This is a genomic window from Colwellia sp. MB02u-9, from assembly GCF_014077085.1.
Classification (GTDB): domain Bacteria; phylum Pseudomonadota; class Gammaproteobacteria; order Enterobacterales; family Alteromonadaceae; genus Cognaticolwellia.
In genome coordinates this window covers 78546-96444 of the sequence record NZ_JACGVF010000099.1, presented here as the reverse complement: position 1 = coordinate 96444, position 17899 = coordinate 78546, and the positions used below count along the sequence as shown (strand labels likewise).

Here is a 17899-nt window from a genome sequence, read left to right as displayed (position 1 = left end):
CAGTAACCTCTATATACAAAATATAACTCGCAATAATAGCTTGTTTACCGCAAAATAATTTCTCATTCATCTCTATCTAGGTAAAACCATTTCGTTTTAAACACTTATGGATGCATTCGATAAAAAAATACTGAACATATTACAACATGACTGTACCGCGTCGGTAAGTGATGTTGCCAGCCAAGTAGGTCTGTCAACAACCCCATGCTGGCGACGTATTCAAGCGATGGAAAAGTCTGGCATTATTAAAGGTCGCGTAGCACTTGCTGACCCAGAGCAACTTAATGTCGGTTTAACGGTATTTGTTACCATTAAAACCAATCAGCACAACCCTAAATGGCTTAGTGAGTTTAGAAAGGTAGCGATAGATTTTCCGGAAATTTTAGAGTTTTATCGCATGAGTGGCGAGGTAGATTATTTACTGCGTGTGGTAGTGCCCGACATGAAAGCTTATGACAGCTTTTACCAACGCTTGATCACACGGGCAAGTTTTGCTGACATTAGCTCCAGCTTTGCCATGGAAGAAATTAAATACACCACCGCCCTACCCATTGACTATATCTAATACCAAAGAGGTTAAATTAGCTATCAGTTTGCAGTATTGAGCTGTCAGTAAAATCAAACAGGCAGTTCTTGCTTTTTGACTGAAAGCTGACAGCTTCCAATGGACTATATCTAATACCAAAGCGGTTAAGTTAGCAGTATTGAGCTGTCAGTAAAATCAAACAAACAGCCCTTTCTTTTTAACTGAAAGCTGACAGCTCCAAACTGACAGCTTCCAATAGGCTATATCTAATACCAAAGCGGTTAAATTAGCTATCAGTTTGAAGTATTGCGCTGCCAGTAAAATCAAACAAACAGCGCTTTCTTTTTAACTGAAAGCTGACAGCTTCAAACTGACAGCTAATCTTTTTAACTAATCTTTTCAACCCCTTATTTCAAAGCATTGACTGTCACATTAGGTGAGCGTTTAACTATTTCGTCATTAAGCTCAATACCAATGCCTGGGGTTTCAGAGACTTCAAAAAAACCATTCACCGGTTGTGGGTCTTGTAAACATAGCTCACGGTTCCAGTCTTTAATGGCATAAGTATGATGCTCATGAATTAAAAAGTTTGGAATCGCGGTTTCAAGATGCAAAGACGCCGCTGTAGCCACTGGCCCTCCACAAACATGGGCCTGAATACGAATGTCGTAAACGTCGGCATAATCACACACTTTTTTAGCTTCGGTAAAGCCACCACATAAGCCAATATCAGGCTGTAACACGTCAATACTTTGGTCTTCAAAATAAGGTCTTACATCCCAACGGTGATACAAGCGCTCGCCACCGGCAATGGGCACGTTAACATTGTTAGCCACTTTTTTATGTACGGCCGAGTTCAGATAGTTCACTGGCTCTTCGTAGAACATGCAGCCAACTTCTTCAACAATTCGTCCCATTTGAATCGCTGAAGCCGCGCCCATTAATGAATGCGATTCAAAAATAATGTCAACGTCTTCACCCACGGCATCACGAATGGCGCGCAGGCGATTACCAAATAAGCGCATTTGTTTTGGGGTAAACAATTTAGTGCGATCAAATGAAGAACTGCCATCATGGTTATAAACAATCGGATCAACTTTTACCGCGTCATAGCCTTGTGCAACGGCTTTTAATGCGGCTTCTGCATATTGCGCAGGCTCAATAAGTTTAGTGATTTTCTCATCCCAATCAAACTGCAATTGGCTTGCATAGGTGCGCAACTTTTCATTAGTTTTACCGCCTAATAACTGATAAACCGGTAAGCCGAGTGCTTTACCTTTTATATCCCACAAAGCGGTATCTATCGCACTCATGGCCGAGTAAAGCACTGGGCCGCCACCTAAACCCCAAAAGCTTTCTCGTAGCATTCTAGACCACAATAATTCGGTATTAAAGGGATTAAAGCCTATCAGTATCGCTTCACTAATTTCTTTTAGCATCGCCGCTGCAGCACTGTGACCCCAGTCGTAAGCCAGACCTGCTTCACCGACACCGGAAATGCCTTCATCGGTATGTACACGAATAAATACTGGGTTCCAACCTGGACGTTTTGGACATTCAATATCAAAAATTTCTACATGAGTTACTTTCATTATGCTCTCTTTACATGTTTTTTAAATGCGCTGCTAAAATCACTACAGCCATGATATTCAGGGTTATAGCGCGAAATTTGGATCTTCTTTATAGACTCTACGTAACATCGCTGGCCAAGCTTTTTGCCCTCCCGTTTGTCCGGTATGCACTATGTTTGCCTGTGCTTTAATACCATCAACAATACTTTGGTCAACCAATAGTGGCTTCATACCCATCGACATTACTTGTACTTGAATTTGACAAGCTCGTATTAAATCATACATATGCATAAAAGCATCACCTATGGTTTTGCCCATGGTTAAGGCGCCATGATTACGCAATAACATGAAATTTTTATCACCTAGGTCTTGCTGTATACGCAACTTTTCATCGTCGTTGACCGCCAAACCTTCATAATCGTGATAACTGAGTGAGGCAAGTGCGAACATTGAATATTGGCTAATAGGCAATAAACCGGCTTCTAAACTCGCCACCGCTATCGCTTCATTACTGTGCACATGCAAGGCACAAATATCGTCATGACGAACGGCGTGGATAGCACTATGAATGGTAAAACCTGCGGGGTTAAATTCAAACGGGCAGTCGGCATCAACTATTTTGCCCGCCATGTCTACTTTAACTAAATTCGACGCGGTAATTTCATCAAACCGTAAACCAAAAGCATTAATCAATACATGCTCTGTACCCGGAATACGCACCGAAACATGGGTGTAAATTAAGTCATCCCAGCCATGCAAGGCAATCAGTCGATAACATGCCGCTAAATCTACTCTGAGTAGCCATTCTTGTGCTGATACTTTATCTTTTAAATCAATTACGGGAACTGCTAACATCAGCCTTTACTACCTTTTGCTTGAAAAATAATATCGAGGGTATATTTGTTATAAACCTTATCCTATGATGGCATAGAGTGAAAGCTCCAGATATTATTAGTTATACCAATCTCACTAATTACCTGATCATTTTTACTGGTTAAAATAACCCACTACTGCGTTATTTATTTAATAATTAGAACAACTAGTTATTAAAATAAATGCCTTATATTTGGCCATTTTTCCTGCGTATAAAGTAGACCATCTAATTAATGAAATTGGTATGACAACCATTTATACACCCTCTTTTGGAAAAAATCTTTTTATGTGTATTTTATTTATCGCCATTGAACAACACCCTGACTACCCGATTATTATCTGTGCTAATCGCGATGAGTTCCATCAACGCCCAACACAAAATATGCACTGGTGGCCGGAGCAAAAGATATTAGCGGGTAAAGATTTACAAGCACAAGGCACTTGGCTTGGCTTAAGCCCTGAAGGCGACTTCTCAGCCTTAACTAACTTTCGTCGACCGGCAAGTTTTGATGCGAAAAAACGCTCTCGCGGTGATTTAGTGGTGCAAGCATTGCAAAACGGAGATCTTAAAACCCAGCAACATTTATCGCAAGTGTCCGATAAATACAACGACTTTAATCTCGTGTTTGGTCCGTTAAATAATTTGCAGGCATTTGATAGTGTTAATAAAAACTTTGTCAGCCTTACACCTGGCTTTCATAGCGTCTGTAATGGCGCATTAGATGATATTTGGCCAAAAATGGCCTTAGGCCTAAATACCTTGGAAGGTTTAATTACCGCTGATAAGGTAAATATTGCCGCATTATTCTCTGTGATGATGAACCAAGAACTGGCGCAAGAACAACATTTACCGGTTACTGGCATAAGTGAAGAGTTGGAGTCGCTACTGAGCAGTATCTTTATCATATCGCCTGACTATGGCACGCGTTCGACAGCCATAATTTTACAAGAAAAAACAGGTGACATTGAAGTTTACGAACGTAACTACAATAGCGCTGGTGAAGTACTAAATGAAAACAAGTTCGATATCGAGTCAAGCAAAAAAAGCTAGATGGTACTTTTACTGGATGGTAATTTTAATCGTGTTGATAAAAATGTCAGTACTGTGCAAAAAAAACGCTGCAAAAAGTGCAGTCTTACAACATCTGACGAATAATAGCAGCAATAATGGCAATAAATACCACTACCCAGAGTATTTTAGCGTATTTTTGCTGCTGCTCTACTGCCATTGGTTTGCCAAAACGTTGTCCTAAAATCACCATCAAGGCAACCGCCGAAAACACACAAAATAAAATAATCAATAAAGTCATATCACTTGTTACCCTAATAGCAAAATTTTACTAGCGCAGTTGAATTTTCAAGAAAAAACTACCGCGCTAGCTCAAGTATCATACCGAGATTTGCACTATCTGCAAACTTTCCTAAACCTATCTGCAAACTTTCCTAAACAATGTATATGTTCTTTTAGATAACAAATTTATTAAGATCTGACATCTGTGCTTTCATTTTAAAATTAATCATTTACCATAGAAAATTATTTTCAATATTAACGAAATTCCCATGGCAAACACTGATAGCTTTATCGATAAGCGTCGATTTATAATTCGTTTAGGCAAAGCTTTACATAAATTCGGTACTCCCGCTTATCGATTGGAGGCACATTTAGCCGATGTATCAAAAAGCTTAAATGTTTTTGGCTCTTTTGTGATTAGCCCAACATCGTTAACCTTTATTTTATCTGAAGATGACGAAAACCAAGACTACAATCATATTTTACGTGTTGCCCCGGGCGAACTTGATTTAGGTTCATTGGCACGTGCCGACGAATTGGTTGACGAACTTACCTCGGGTCAACGAACACTATCAGAAGCCATTGAACGCTTAGACGAAATTGCCAACAAACCTAACCCTTATGGTCGATTTTTAACCTTTTTGGCTTTTGGCGCTTCAAGTGGCGCTTTTGCCATGCTAATGCACACCAGTTGGAATGACGTTTTTTGGTCCACCTTGTTAGGTTTTGTGGTTTGCTTATTTGCCTTTGGGGCAGAACACTCGCGCCGTGTCACAGATATGTTAGAACCCATTGCCGCGATGACAACCGCTATTTTAGCCACGGCTATTGCCTTAATAGATCCCAGCATTAATATCCCTTTGGTGGTTTTGTCGAGTATTATCGCCTTCATTCCAGGTTTGTCGTTAACCTTGGCTTTATCTGAGCTTGCCTCGCGAAATTTGATTTCGGGAACCGCCAGGCTAATGGATGCCTTAATGATCTTATTTAAGATTTACTTTGGTGGTGTTTTAGGTATAGCTCTGGGAAAAATGATGTGGGGTGAAGTTGCTTTTATTCAGCCACCCAGCACACCTAATTGGACCTCATGGGCGGCAGTGACCACCTTATCAATTAGCTTAGTTATTTTATTTAAGTGTCGTAAAAAAGATGCACCTTGGGGCATTATTTCAGGTTATATTTCTTTTGGTGCCAGTATCATTGGCGCTGAATATTTAGGCGTTGCTCTTGGTGCCTTTGTGGGTGCCTTTGCCTTAGGCATATACAGTAGTATTTTTTCACGCATTATGAATCTTCCCTCAAGTATTGTTAAATTAATGGGCTTGGTGGTATTGGTACCAGGAAGTAAAGTGTATATTGGTTTAAGCAACGCAGTATCGGGGCAAACTATGCTAAATGCCACTGACATCGGCTCACAAACCTTTCTAATTTTCATGTCATTAGTGGCCGGATTAATATTTGCTAATGTGGCATTTCCATCGAGAAAAGTCCTTTGATCATAACTAATAACACTAAGCGGCTTAACTAATGGCGACCAAAACAAAATATCACCATGGAGATTTGCGTAAGTCGTTAGTCATTACCGCAACAGAAATGGTGACAGAGGCCGGCACTGAAGGTTTGTCGTTACGTAAACTCGCCGAGCGCATTGGTGTTTCGCGCACCGCGGCCTATCATCACTTTACCGATAAAAATGATTTGTTATGTGCGATTGCTGAGCAAGGTTTTGCACAATGGCATCAGCGTGTCGGTGAAATTTTTTCTGAAGAAAATCTGTCTAATGAAGAGAAGTATCGTCATTTTGTTCATGCTTATATCGGCTTTGCTACCAGTAACCCATCGTTATACGAACTGATGTTTGGCCGGGTTATTTGGAAAGAAAATAATAGCACGGAAGCGTTAAAGAAAATTGCCTATGCAACTTTTAACTACCAAGTTGAAATGACCAAATTATGGCAAGAACAAGGTATTATTATCAAAGAGGAAAATAGCTTAAGGTTGGCGCAAGTGACTTGGGCTACTTTGCACGGTATCGCGCGTTTGGTTATTGACGGTATATATGCACAAGAAAGCCAGATTGATGAAATGTGTGAATGTGCCGTTAACGTGTTTCTTGCTAGTACGCACAATAGCCATTAAATTAAGTCAGTGAGCCATTATAAGTGAGACTAGATATTCAAGAGCAAGGCGCTTGGTTGAGTATTAATTGGTTATTGGGATTAAAACTAACGCAGATATTAGATCCACTTTAGAATAATCGATTATTTATCTCAATAGATATAGCTAACCATTGAGATAATAAATAAGACCACTTAAGCAAATTATAAGGTGATTAATTTATGACAACCGCTGACCATCAGACAAAACTTGCTCAATTTGATGAGTTTTTTTCCATAAACTATGCTTTTAACATCAACGCTAGTGTTATCGACTTAGCGCAATTGCCAAACTATCAGCAGTTTATTGAAAACATGCCAGCACCTTTTAAAATAGCGGCAGAAGTCAATACCGTCGATAAAAGTGCCCTACGTGCGCTGCAAGCAGTGACTGGGGTTGCTAGTCATTTAATGGATTACCTTAATCATCAAGCGAAAAAAATGGACCTACTGGTAGGTTACATTCTTAGTCAACAAAACGATGCAAGCACCAGATTTCAAGCCATTAAGTTTGGTGGGGGTGGCATTATTTTTAAAACCACGACACCTAACACCTTTAACACGGGTGACTTTCTTGACTTAAAGTTATTTTTTGCTGATGAAAACACCGCGTTTTATTGTGTTGGCGAAATTGTCAGTAGTGAAATAGTTGACAGCGAAAGTCAATACAAGGTGATTTTTCATCATATTCGTGCAGATGATCAAGAAACATTAGTGCGACATAGTTTGCATCAACAATCAAAACAGCTACAAGCACTAGCACAACAACGTAACCAAGCTAAAAATACTTCAGCGTAAATGTCTTAACCCTTGAGCTTACGGCTCATTGAACTTACAAGGCTAAGCTCAGTGGGGGCTTAAAATATTGACCATAGGCTGGCGTAAAAGGTCTATTAATAACAATAACACTGCCTACTCTACTGATGTTAATATTAAAAAAATAGCCTAGTGGATTACTAAGCTATTGTTTGGCTATTATTGAGTTTATCACTCAGTTATTGTTTATCGCTCAGTTGTTGCTGCGCTATTCGTCAGCATCAAACACTTAATGATAAATGCGGGCGCTTAGTGCTACTCAAGCCAATACGGCTCCATCGCAATAGCAATAGCTTTAGTATTATCTAATGCCAATAACAAGCCTTGTACTTTACTCTGCTGCCACTGTACTAGTTTCTTTGGCGGTTCAGAGAGTTTTTCTAATTGCAGCTGAATAATCCACAGTGACTGTAACTCGCTAATACCTTGTTGTAAGTCTAGCCATGGCCGGCGAAATTTATCCCGTAAATCATTATCAAACAGTCCGCCAAGCCAAGTACCGGTTAATGAGCTGCGATACAATAGTTTGCTTTGTGCAATATATTGCTGACAGTCTGAACTAGCCATGTTCTTCATCTGGGCACTAATTTCACTTAGGCTCAATTGAATTTTATCTTGAGCAAATGACATCAGCGTATCATCACCGACTTTACTCGCCATAGTGGTATGCTCACTACGCGCTAAATAACCTTGTAATATCGACAGTTGCAGTTGATTAAAACGGCTACTATGTAACAGTTGGCTAATATCATCACTATCAGGAAAACGACGTTTTTCTATTTGAAGCTGTTCTATTAATAGCTTGCTAAAATCAAGTTTTTTGCGGTAATTACCGGTTTTATTGGTCAGTTCTTGCAAATGTATCGCGTTATCAACCCAAGCAAGTAAGTGCACAAAGTGACTTAATTCATCTCTGATCAGTAATTCATCCGGCGATAAATAGTCTGCGAATAACCAAAAGCCATGACGAATAAGCGCTAAGTTTGCTTTTACTGCCACTAATTCATGTAAAGTTGGCGTTGCTAAATAAATCTCAATACTATTTTGCAGGCAGGTAAGCCCATGACTGAGTCCATTGGTAAAGGCGTTAGCAATTGAATCACTGCCTTTGTGGCAAATAAAACTTTGTTGCGGGGTAGTTGCTACTACTGGCTCGGTTCGCCAAAGCGCATAACCTCGTGCCGCTTTACTTTTCAAGCCTGGGCGCAGTGCTAGCTCTTTAAAAAGCAATGACGCTAAAGTAAATAGTGCAGATTTATCTCCCTGAACCAACTCAAATTCAAGCTCATGAATGCGCTCTTTTTTCTCAGCACTGGCCACTTCGCCTTGATCATAAGCCAGCTCAACCCTATTGCCACTGGCATCGGTGATTAACCAGGTACAACGTTTAAAGTCAGTATTGAATAAGGCAACTAAGTCATGCTGAATATTTTCAATCGATTGGCTCGGTTGCCAAATTTCATCTGGAAAAAGCCTTAAAATCGGCAGTTCACCTTCAATATCAACATTATATTCAGGGCGGCTATGTAAACCACCGACCACCTGCCCAGCGGTTTTAATTGTTTGCTCAATATGACTATTGCTTCGGCGAACTCTCAAGCCCATATCATGTTGTCGCAAATTCAGCTCTGGGGTATCAAAGTAGCAATTAGCGAGTTGCTTTTCTTGATAGCTAAAGTGAATATTTTCACGATTAAGTGTTTGGGTGATTTTTTCTACGGTGTCATTGCCTAAAACTAAATATTTAAGCTCTATTTCGGTTGTCATACTTTTCCAATATTAGTTATAAATCAAGCCTATTAACTGCAACAGCGATATTTTTTGTACAATTACAGCTAATAGTAGCTGTCAATCTTACATGATTAAAAATTTATATCAAAAATCTTAGGAATCTAAGCGACTCCACTTGCTATCATTCCTACAACGTCCTACTATCTTTGCCATTCTCTGTTTAAATGGCGCTATTGGTTATTTCATGATAAACATAAAACAAAAATTCGTTGCACTATTATTTTTTACTTCCTTATTCTCTTTTGCTGAAGAGTCTACTAATTCAACCACTACCGGTTATATTTCTGAAGATTTAATTGTTTATATGCACTCAGGCGCGGGTAAAAATTACCGTATACAAGGTACGGTAAACGCGGGTGAAAAAATACAATTAACCGGTGAGTCGGCGAATGATTACAGCGAGATCATTAGCGATAATGACCGTACTGGTTGGATTGAAAGCAAACTTGTCTCAACAAAACCAGGCATGCGTTATGTTATTGCTGATCTCAATGAAAAATTAGCGAGTTTTCAATCAGGTAAAAGTGATGTTACTCAGCAACTCAACGAAGCAATAAGTGAAATTGACGCGTTAAAGTCTGAGCGTAGTGACCTACAAAACAGTATTTCAGCACTCAATATGGATTTAACAGAAACTAAATCACAATTAAAAAATCAAGATACTAGCATTAAAAAACAATGGTTTTTTAATGGCGCAATCGTATTAAGTATTGGTTTATTATTTGGTTTGATCTTACCGCGTTTATTTTCAAAGCGTAAATCAGGCATGGAAAACTGGGGCTAATTTTTTAATTATATATTAAGAAATTTCCCTATAAATCACCCTATACATTAACCATACAATTGAAGTTTATATTTTGAAATTACATAGTTTATCTTACACTTTATTTTTATTTTGCTTTTTAACTTCTGCTGAACCTTGGATAGATACCTCAAATATATACCTCAGAGCCGGTATTCAACAGCTATCTGATGCCGGCCATATAAAAACTCCAGTAACAACATTTCCTCTGATGTGGCTTGATATTGGGCGTGATTTAAAACAGATTGACTATTCCTCGTTAAACAGTTCAGAAAAGCAAGCGTTTGACTATATCAATCATCAATTTAGAATGGCCAAAAAAAACAATAAAAAATTAGAATTCAATACGGCAACTAAAGATAAACGTTTCACAAGTTTTGGGGAAGATTTCAGAGACAAAAACAACATAAAAATTCAAGCAAGTTATATGACAGACTCATTTGCCGTCGGCCTTTCATCAAGTTATACCTTTTCACCACGAGATAATGAAAAAACACGTTTAGATGGTAGCTATGTCGCAGGTTTTATTGGTAATTGGGTGTTCTCACTAGGCAAACAAGACCGATGGTGGGGGCCGGGTTGGGACAGTAACTTAAGTTTAACCAACAATGCTAGGCCTATTCCAGCGATTTCATTATCACGAAGATCAGCCACACCATTTGGCATTCCATTCACTGAAATTGAAATTCCTTGGACCGTAACATCCTTTATGGGTGTTATGGACGATGAGCGTGTTATAGATAACACCTTATTATGGGGTTTTAGGCTTAACTTTAAACCCTTGGATGGACTAGAAATAGGACTAACCCGCTTAGCACAATGGGGTGGTACAGATCGTCCAAAAAGCTTTGGAACCTTTGCAGATTTACTATTAGGCAAAGATAATTGTGGTGCGTCAGGATTAGTCTGCGGTGAAAACAAAGAAAACGAGCCAGGCAACCAACAAGCAGGCTACGATTTACGTTATTCATTTAAGCTCCTCAATAACCCTGTTGCTCTGTACGGCCAATATTTTGCGGAAGACGGCGACAATAGTGGCTCTTCTTTAAGTTTCTTAACTGAACCCAAAATTCAAGCCGGTATAGATACTCACGTAACAATTTTTTCTGCGCCAACAACCCTATATTTAGAATACACAGATACCTATGCGGACTGTTCAGACACAGATAACAGTAATATCGGCAATTGCTTTTATGAGCATCATATTTATCAAACAGGCATGCGTTATCAGCAAAGAACACTAGGTAACTTATACGATAACGATGCCACAAGTGTGGTGTTAGGTTTTATTTCCACCATAAGCCCAAATACAAATATAACCACTAAAATTCGTCAGTTACAGCTCAATAAAGATAATAATGATAAAGCCCCTAGTAATGTCATTATTGGAAATCCACTGACAAAAATTGCCGAAGATATGATCATGGTTTCAACTAAAGTTCAGCATAGTTATAAAAACTGGCGCTACACTTTAGGTGTAGACCTCAGTCAGTCTACATTTGAAAATGATATTGCAGATAAGCGCCAAGCAAACCTATTTTTAAAAGTTGAATATAACCTCTAACGAAGGTAAGAATATAATTACCTGAACCCTGTATATTCTAAAATACGCATTCATAATTTTAAAAATGTCTAAGTTAATTAAAGGTACCTAAGATGTCAATAATAAAAAAATGTCCCGTATATGTCATCAATCTAGACTGTGCAAAGGATCGAATGTTGAGTATGGATCAGCAGCTTTCAGCGATAGATGTTAACTACGATAGAATTCCCGCAATAAAAGGTAACAGCTTAACTGAGACTGAAATCAACATTGAGTATTCAGCAGCACTTAATAAAAAACATTTTAGAGCAGATTTAAGCTTAGGTGAAATTGGCTGCTACATTAGCCACAAAAATGTTTGGCGAAAAATGGTCGCTGAAAATATAGAATTCGCGGTCATACTTGAAGACGACATGATTATTGAAAAGAACTTCATCAAGCTTTTTTCACTTGCCGAGACCTTAAAGAAATACGACTTAATTAAGTTAGCCGATAATAGAAATCACCAAGCCAAAAAAACAAGTAAATTAGAGCAACCGTTTGAATTAATTAATTTCACAAAAATACCCAACTGCGCAACTGGCTATACCATTAGCTTGGCTGGCGCGAAAAAACTATTGTCAAGAGAACTGTTTTATCGCCCTGTCGATATTGATATGCAATTTTGCCAAGAGCTTGGCTTGTCTGTATATGGTTTGCGCCCTTACCCCATCAATGAAAATAAAAGCTTCACCAGTGATATTACGTCATTAAATGGTGGATTTCATGGTAATAAAAGTACTAGCTTTATTAGGAATGCTAAATACAGATTACACCTATGGTACTTAAGAAAAATGTACGTATCAGGTGAGTTATAATAGCGTAACACTTAATTACCTAAGTTATTTTCGTAAATATTGCTAGAACTTCCAGTAATTCAATTCTTTTCGCATTTTAAATTGTCTGAACACATCAAGCGGTTTAGCTTTAAGGCTGGTTTTTTCAGCAATCGCTTTATCAATTGCAGCCAATAATCTATAAGAAGATTTCCCGTCCACATAAGGGTGCGTACAATTAATGTAGTGCTGAATGTTATCCATTAAGCACTTAGGTCTTTGTAGCGCATACGTTACTGACGCCTCTAACTTTTCTGGTGAATCAATATTAATCAAATAGTTTTGGGGAGATATATTATTAAAAGTAACAACGGGTTTACCTTGCAACAAAAACATAATAAGTACAGAAGACGTATCACAAACCATCACATCAGCCTGCTTAAGCAGTGGAATAACATCATCAGTTTCAACAAAAGTTAAGTGTTCATTTTGAATTGATTTATATTGTTCAACAATGCCCTTATCCATTTTGGGATGAAACTGAATTAACCAATGCCATTTCCCTGTCGCACTTAAACGCTTTACTGTCTCAAATAACTCAGGTGCGCAGGTTAATTTTTTAGAAAATGTTGAACACATCAATATTGTTGGTTTTTCTACTTTTTTATCAAGGATATTCTTTGAAAATAATGGGTCTAATGCACACCAGCCAGTTTCAATCACTCTAAACGTTTGATGTTTTTTGGCTAAACGTTCAAATTCAGCCGTCGAGTCTGGCCCCTGTGTGCAGTATAAATCAAAACAATTACGTACTTTATAGTGATCATTCAGCCCTTTTTTGTCTACTTTTCCAGCATCGAAGCCATGAAAAACAGCTACATTTATTCCAGGAAAAAATGTCGGTGCTATATTAGCAGGGTAAATAACCGCATCAGGATCATATTTCACCACATCATCTACCGTCTTTAATATCTTTTCATTATCAGTGAAATAATCTAAATTGACCGAATTACCTTGCACAAACCAACAAACATCTCTGTTGCTATTAAGCAGTGCTTTTTGTAGCGGTCTTAAAATAGCAAAACTATAGTTTTGAGAAATGTTTAAAACAAACCTTTTTGCTGGCATTTTGGACTCATAAAGTAGTGAAAATATAGACCAGCAGATATTAGCAAGTTATCAGTTAAAAATCAGCAGCAGATAATTCAATAGACATAATTGGGTTATACATAAAGACAAAAAGCTAATAACTTCTAATATATAACAAAATCACAATTGACATAGCAGTATAAAATGCGCTATTAATAAGCTATAAACTATTTGTTAAATAAAAATACTAAGCAAAAGCATCGATGAAAAACTTTACTAACATGATTCGAATTAGCCTCCTCCTCGCATTATCCATGCGCGGCTAGGTTTTATTGCTTAAAAGAATAAGTAGATAACATAATAAAACACTAAACCCGCGCTAATAAGCGCGGGTTTTTTTATGCTCGTTATTTAGCGTAAATTTTCACAAAAAAAATCAGGAACATACATGGGCATCTCTAACGATAACGTTATTATTTTTGACACCACATTACGTGATGGCGAACAGGCTTTAAACGCGAGTTTATCAGTACATGAAAAATTACAAATAGCACATGCGATTGAGCGCTTAGGTGTCGACATTATGGAAGTGGGTTTTCCGGTATCGTCACCGGGTGATTTTAAGTCAGTGCAAGAGATAGCGCGCAGCGTAAAAAACTCTCGAGTATGTGCGTTAGCACGTGCGGTAGAAGCAGATATTAAAGCTTGTGCCGAGGCCTTAAAGCCGGCTGATCAATTTCGTATTCATACCTTCATTTCTACTTCTGATGTTCATGTGCAACAGAAATTGAAAAAAAGCTTTGCTGATGTCCAAGCGATGGCGATACACGCCATCAAATATGCACGTAGATTTACCGATGATGTCGAGTTCTCTTGTGAAGATGCGGGTAGAACCCCGATTGACAACTTATGCCGTATGGTTGAACAAGCCATTATAGCCGGCGCTACCACAGTCAACATTCCTGATACCGTAGGTTACACTTTACCTAACGAATTTGGCGGCATCATAGAAACGTTATTTAATCGTGTACCTAATATTGATCAAGCGGTTATCTCTGTACATTGTCATAATGATTTAGGCTTAGCGGTAGCTAACTCAATGTCAGCCGTGCAAGCGGGTGCAAGACAAATTGAATGTACCATCAACGGCATTGGTGAACGTGCAGGTAATTGCTCACTTGAAGAAGTCGCGATGATCATGAAAACCCGCCAAGAATTGTTAGGCGTGCATACCCGTATTAATCATCAAGAAATAGCCCGCACCTCTAAGTTAGTCAGCCAGCTTTGTAATATGCCAGTACAACTAAATAAGGCGATTGTTGGCGGCAATGCTTTTAGCCACTCATCAGGTATCCACCAAGACGGCATGTTAAAAGCCAGCAACACCTATGAAATTATGACACCAGAAAGTGTCGGTATCAGCAAAACCAAGTTGAACTTAACCTCGCGTAGCGGCCGACACGTGATTAAGCATCGTATGGAAAGCTTAGGTTATCAAGAGTCTGATTATGACATAGAAACGCTTTACGCTGACTTTCTAGCCTTAGCCGACAAAAAAGGCCAAGTATTTGATGATGACTTAGAAGCTTTACTTTTTAATATTCAACAACAAGACCAGCAAGACTTTTATCGTTTACAGACCTTAAATGTACAAAGTGGCGGTAGTGATTTTTCTACCTCAAGCATTAAATTAGCTTTAGGTGATGAAGATAAAATTGTTTCCGCAACCGGTAATGGACCTGTTGATGCGCTGTATCGTGCCATTAAAAAAGCTATTGATATTGACTTTGAAGTCAGCGACTACAAAATTTCGAATAAAGGTGAAGGTGAAGACGGTTTAGGTAAGGCTGACATTGTAGTGTCGTGGCAAGGGAGAAACTTCCATGGCTACGGCTTAGATACCGATATTATCAAAGCATCAGGTTATGCCTTGGTCAATGCACTTAATGGTATTCATCGTGCTATCACAGTTGCCGAGCTGAAAACTGAGCTAAAATCTGAGTTCAAAAAAGAAGCTGCTATTGATGGCCAACGCCAAGTTTAGTTGAAAATTTTATTCATTTATTAAGTATATTTATAGGTTTAAAAACACTATGTCGAAGATTGCAATATTAGCCGGTGACGGTATTGGCCCAGAAGTGATGGCCCAAGCAGAAAAAGTTTTAGCAACAGTTGCCCAACAGTATAATTTTGAAATAACCACTGAGCATTATGACGTCGGTGGCTGCGCTATCGACAATCATGGCCAAGCACTACCAGAGAGTACGGTTAAGGGCTGTGAACAAGCTGATGCCATTTTATTTGGCTCAGTTGGCGGTCCTAAGTGGAGTGACTTACCCCCCACTGAACAACCAGAAAGAGCATCTTTGCTGGGTTTACGAGGTCATTTTGGGCTGTTTTGTAACATGCGCCCTGCACAACTGCAAAGCGCCATGTCACACCTTTCTCCTTTACGCGCTGATATTTCACAAGCGGGTTTTGATATTTTAGTGATACGAGAATTAACCGGTGGTATCTATTTTGGCGAACCTAAAGGTCGAAAAAATCAAGGGCAAGAAGATGAAGCCGCCTTTGATACTATGATTTATTCTCGAAAAGAAATCAGCCGCATCGCACACCTTGCTTTTCAAGCGGCTCAGAAGCGTCGTAACAAGGTTATATCTATCGATAAAGCCAATGTACTAGCATCGTCTCAATTGTGGCGAGAAGTCGTTATTGAAGTGGCAAAAGACTATCCTAGTGTTGAAGTTGAACACATGTATGTTGATAACGCGGCGATGCAATTGGTACGTAACCCTGCGCAGTTTGACGTCATGTTATGTTCTAACTTATTTGGCGATATTTTATCTGACATTTGCGCCATGATCACCGGCTCGATGGGACTATTACCTTCAGCGAGCTTAAACGAACAAGGCTTTGGTATGTATGAGCCCGCTGGTGGCACAGCGCCAGATATCGCTGGCAAAGGCATTGCTAACCCTATTGCGCAAATTCTTTCAGCGGCATTAATGTTGCGTCATAGCTTAAATCAGGCAGAAGCCGCTACCGCGATTGAAACTGCCGTGGCAGAGGCACTAAATGCCGGTAACTTTACCGGTGATTTATTAAGTGCCGAGCAACGCCATAACGCTAAATCGACTAACGAAATGGGCGATATTATCTGTCAATATATCGTCAACAACCCAAAAACTTCAGGAGCAAAGTAGCATGGCCACCACTTTATACGAAAAATTATGGCAAAGTCATATCATTGAAGAAAAAGCGGATGAAACACCCTTGATCTTTGTTGACCGCCATTTGATCCACGAAGTTACCTCGCCACAAGCTTTTGCTAATTTAAAATTTCATAATCGTGTACTGCGCCATCCTGAGCGCACAATTGCGACTATGGATCATAATATTTCAACGCGCTCTATTGAAATTAACGCCGCCGGTGAAGGCGCTGCAAATCAACTGAGAACACTAGAAAAAAACTGTAAAGAATTTGGCATAGAATTGTTCGGCATGGGCCATAAAAACCAAGGTGTTGTGCATGTTATTGGGCCAGAATTAGGCTTAACTTTACCAGGCACAGTTATTGTTTGTGGCGATTCGCATACCTCAACACACGGAGCTTTTGGCGCTTTAGCATTTGGCATTGGTACGTCTGAGGTTGAGCACGTATTTGCCACCCAAACCTTACGCCAAACCAAAGCTAAAACCATGAGAATTGAAGTTAAAGGCCAAGTTGCCCCAGGCATAAGTGCTAAAGACATTATTTTAGCCATTATTGGTAAAACAGGTAGTGCGGGCGCAACCGGTTATGTGGTCGAATATTGTGGTGAAGCCATTGAGCGCTTAACCATGGAAGAGCGCATGACAGTGTGTAATATGAGTGTAGAGTTTGGCGCTAAAGCTGGGCTTATCGCACCTGATGCAAAAACGTTTGACTACTTAAAAGGCAAAGATTACGCGCCAAAAGGCGAAGTATGGCAGCAAGCCGTTGAAGATTGGCAGCAGCTAAAATCAGACAGCGAAGCAAAATTCGATAGTTACTTAACGCTAGAAGCAAAAGAGATTAAAACCCAAGTCACTTGGGGAACAACACCAGGACAAGTGACACAAGTTGATAGTGTTGTACCTTCCCCTGATGATTTTACTGACCCCGTTGAGCGTGAATCATGCATTGCGGCATTAAAATATATGGGCTTAACGGCCGGCACTAAAATTACCGACATTGCGATTAATAAAGTATTTATTGGCTCATGCACTAACTCTAGAATTGAAGATTTACGCGCCGCCGCTGCAGTGGCGAAAGGTAAAAAAGTTTCAGCTACGGTTAACGCTATCGTTGTACCAGGCTCTTATCGAGTTAAAGAACAAGCCGAAGCTGAAGGCTTAGCACAAACTTTTATTGATGCTGGCTTTGAATGGCGCTTACCGGGTTGCTCAATGTGTTTAGGCATGAATGATGATGTGTTAACGCACGGTGACCGCTGCGCTTCTACCAGCAACCGAAACTTTGAAGGCCGACAAGGCCGCGGCAGTCGTACCCACTTAGTCAGCCCTGAATTAGCGGCAGCTTCTGCCATTGCAGGTCACTTTGTTGACTTAACCTCGATTAACTCACAAGTTCAAGGAGCATAA

The 17899-nt window shown here is 39.4% G+C and carries 16 protein-coding genes; 11 read left to right on the top strand and 5 right to left on the bottom strand.

Annotated elements, in window-relative coordinates; translation table 11 throughout:
• Nucleotides 1-106: 106 nt before the first annotated feature.
• Nucleotides 107-565: an Lrp/AsnC family transcriptional regulator gene (locus H4J65_RS15360; RefSeq protein ID WP_182184951.1), complete on the top strand. Its 459-nt coding sequence runs from the start codon at nt 107-109 to the stop codon at nt 563-565.
• A gap of 368 nt (nt 566-933) precedes the next feature.
• Here H4J65_RS15360 and H4J65_RS15355 read toward each other — a convergent pair whose 3' ends face one another.
• Entirely contained in the window at nt 934-2118 is a 1185-nt protein-coding gene (locus tag H4J65_RS15355) for a mandelate racemase/muconate lactonizing enzyme family protein (RefSeq protein ID WP_182136498.1), read from the bottom strand.
• 63 nt (nt 2119-2181) lie between these two features.
• Nucleotides 2182-2952: a class II aldolase/adducin family protein gene (locus H4J65_RS15350; RefSeq protein WP_182136499.1), complete on the bottom strand. Its 771-nt coding sequence runs from the start codon at nt 2950-2952 to the stop codon at nt 2182-2184.
• A gap of 262 nt (nt 2953-3214) precedes the next feature.
• On the opposite strand from H4J65_RS15350, the gene H4J65_RS15345 reads away from it, so the two are divergent.
• Entirely contained in the window at nt 3215-4021 is an 807-nt protein-coding gene (locus tag H4J65_RS15345; RefSeq protein WP_259367637.1) for an NRDE family protein, read from the top strand.
• 85 nt (nt 4022-4106) lie between these two features.
• Here H4J65_RS15345 and H4J65_RS15340 read toward each other — a convergent pair whose 3' ends face one another.
• Complete coding sequence (locus H4J65_RS15340) at nt 4107-4280, bottom strand: hypothetical protein (protein WP_182136501.1); 174 nt, start codon at nt 4278-4280, stop codon at nt 4107-4109.
• A 250-nt stretch (nt 4281-4530) separates the two neighbouring features.
• Between H4J65_RS15340 and H4J65_RS15335 the strand changes: the two genes are divergently transcribed.
• The 3 genes from H4J65_RS15335 (at nt 4531) to H4J65_RS15325 (ending at nt 7215) form a co-directional block, all read left to right on the top strand.
• Nucleotides 4531-5757, top strand: a complete 1227-nt coding sequence (locus tag H4J65_RS15335; protein ID WP_182136502.1) for a threonine/serine exporter ThrE family protein — start codon at nt 4531-4533, stop codon at nt 5755-5757.
• 31 nt (nt 5758-5788) lie between these two features.
• A complete protein-coding gene (locus H4J65_RS15330) occupies nt 5789-6400 on the top strand; it encodes a TetR/AcrR family transcriptional regulator (RefSeq protein ID WP_182136503.1) in 612 nt (203 codons plus the stop codon).
• Nucleotides 6401-6600: 200 nt separating this feature from the next.
• Nucleotides 6601-7215, top strand: coding sequence for a PilZ domain-containing protein (locus H4J65_RS15325; protein WP_182198736.1), 615 nt, complete (start codon nt 6601-6603; stop codon nt 7213-7215).
• 273 nt (nt 7216-7488) lie between these two features.
• Here H4J65_RS15325 and H4J65_RS15320 read toward each other — a convergent pair whose 3' ends face one another.
• Nucleotides 7489-9000, bottom strand: coding sequence for a CYTH and CHAD domain-containing protein (locus H4J65_RS15320; protein WP_182198735.1), 1512 nt, complete (start codon nt 8998-9000; stop codon nt 7489-7491).
• Between the two features lie 208 nt (nt 9001-9208).
• Here H4J65_RS15320 and H4J65_RS15315 point away from each other — a divergent pair, with 208 nt between their 5' ends.
• From H4J65_RS15315 to H4J65_RS15305, 3 genes are all read left to right on the top strand, one after another.
• Nucleotides 9209-9808 (top strand): TIGR04211 family SH3 domain-containing protein, encoded by a 600-nt coding sequence (locus H4J65_RS15315; RefSeq protein ID WP_182198734.1) that lies wholly within the window; start codon nt 9209-9211, stop codon nt 9806-9808.
• A gap of 73 nt (nt 9809-9881) precedes the next feature.
• Entirely contained in the window at nt 9882-11390 is a 1509-nt protein-coding gene (locus H4J65_RS15310; protein ID WP_182198733.1) for a capsule assembly Wzi family protein, read from the top strand.
• Between the two features lie 92 nt (nt 11391-11482).
• Complete coding sequence (locus tag H4J65_RS15305; RefSeq protein WP_182198732.1) at nt 11483-12226, top strand: glycosyltransferase family 25 protein; 744 nt, start codon at nt 11483-11485, stop codon at nt 12224-12226.
• A gap of 42 nt (nt 12227-12268) precedes the next feature.
• Here the strand turns inward: H4J65_RS15305 and H4J65_RS15300 are convergent, their stop codons facing one another.
• Nucleotides 12269-13312, bottom strand: coding sequence for a CDP-glycerol glycerophosphotransferase family protein (locus H4J65_RS15300; protein WP_182198731.1), 1044 nt, complete (start codon nt 13310-13312; stop codon nt 12269-12271).
• A 409-nt stretch (nt 13313-13721) separates the two neighbouring features.
• Here H4J65_RS15300 and leuA point away from each other — a divergent pair, with 409 nt between their 5' ends.
• The 3 genes from leuA to leuC are packed head-to-tail and all read left to right on the top strand — an operon-like array spanning nt 13722 to nt 17899.
• Entirely contained in the window at nt 13722-15317 is a 1596-nt protein-coding gene (leuA, locus tag H4J65_RS15295; protein WP_182136511.1) for a 2-isopropylmalate synthase, read from the top strand.
• A gap of 49 nt (nt 15318-15366) precedes the next feature.
• Nucleotides 15367-16479 carry a 3-isopropylmalate dehydrogenase gene (gene leuB / locus H4J65_RS15290; RefSeq protein ID WP_182198730.1) on the top strand — a complete coding sequence of 371 codons (1113 nt, stop codon included), beginning with the start codon at nt 15367-15369 and terminating at the stop codon, nt 16477-16479.
• 1 nt (nt 16480) lies between these two features.
• Nucleotides 16481-17899, top strand: a complete 1419-nt coding sequence (leuC, locus tag H4J65_RS15285; protein WP_182198729.1) for a 3-isopropylmalate dehydratase large subunit — start codon at nt 16481-16483, stop codon at nt 17897-17899.

Coding starts and splice junctions, on each gene's coding strand:
- H4J65_RS15360 (WP_182184951.1), top strand. CDS start 107: ATGGATGCATTCGATAAAAAAATACTGAACATATTACAACATGACTGT.
- H4J65_RS15355 (WP_182136498.1), bottom strand. CDS start 2,118: ATGAAAGTAACTCATGTAGAAATTTTTGATATTGAATGTCCAAAACGT.
- H4J65_RS15350 (WP_182136499.1), bottom strand. CDS start 2,952: ATGTTAGCAGTTCCCGTAATTGATTTAAAAGATAAAGTATCAGCACAA.
- H4J65_RS15345 (WP_259367637.1), top strand. CDS start 3,215: ATGACAACCATTTATACACCCTCTTTTGGAAAAAATCTTTTTATGTGT.
- H4J65_RS15340 (WP_182136501.1), bottom strand. CDS start 4,280: ATGACTTTATTGATTATTTTATTTTGTGTGTTTTCGGCGGTTGCCTTG.
- H4J65_RS15335 (WP_182136502.1), top strand. CDS start 4,531: ATGGCAAACACTGATAGCTTTATCGATAAGCGTCGATTTATAATTCGT.
- H4J65_RS15330 (WP_182136503.1), top strand. CDS start 5,789: ATGGCGACCAAAACAAAATATCACCATGGAGATTTGCGTAAGTCGTTA.
- H4J65_RS15325 (WP_182198736.1), top strand. CDS start 6,601: ATGACAACCGCTGACCATCAGACAAAACTTGCTCAATTTGATGAGTTT.
- H4J65_RS15320 (WP_182198735.1), bottom strand. CDS start 9,000: ATGACAACCGAAATAGAGCTTAAATATTTAGTTTTAGGCAATGACACC.
- H4J65_RS15315 (WP_182198734.1), top strand. CDS start 9,209: ATGATAAACATAAAACAAAAATTCGTTGCACTATTATTTTTTACTTCC.
- H4J65_RS15305 (WP_182198732.1), top strand. CDS start 11,483: ATGTCAATAATAAAAAAATGTCCCGTATATGTCATCAATCTAGACTGT.
- H4J65_RS15300 (WP_182198731.1), bottom strand. CDS start 13,312: ATGCCAGCAAAAAGGTTTGTTTTAAACATTTCTCAAAACTATAGTTTT.
- leuA (WP_182136511.1), top strand. CDS start 13,722: ATGGGCATCTCTAACGATAACGTTATTATTTTTGACACCACATTACGT.
- leuB (WP_182198730.1), top strand. CDS start 15,367: ATGTCGAAGATTGCAATATTAGCCGGTGACGGTATTGGCCCAGAAGTG.
- leuC (WP_182198729.1), top strand. CDS start 16,481: ATGGCCACCACTTTATACGAAAAATTATGGCAAAGTCATATCATTGAA.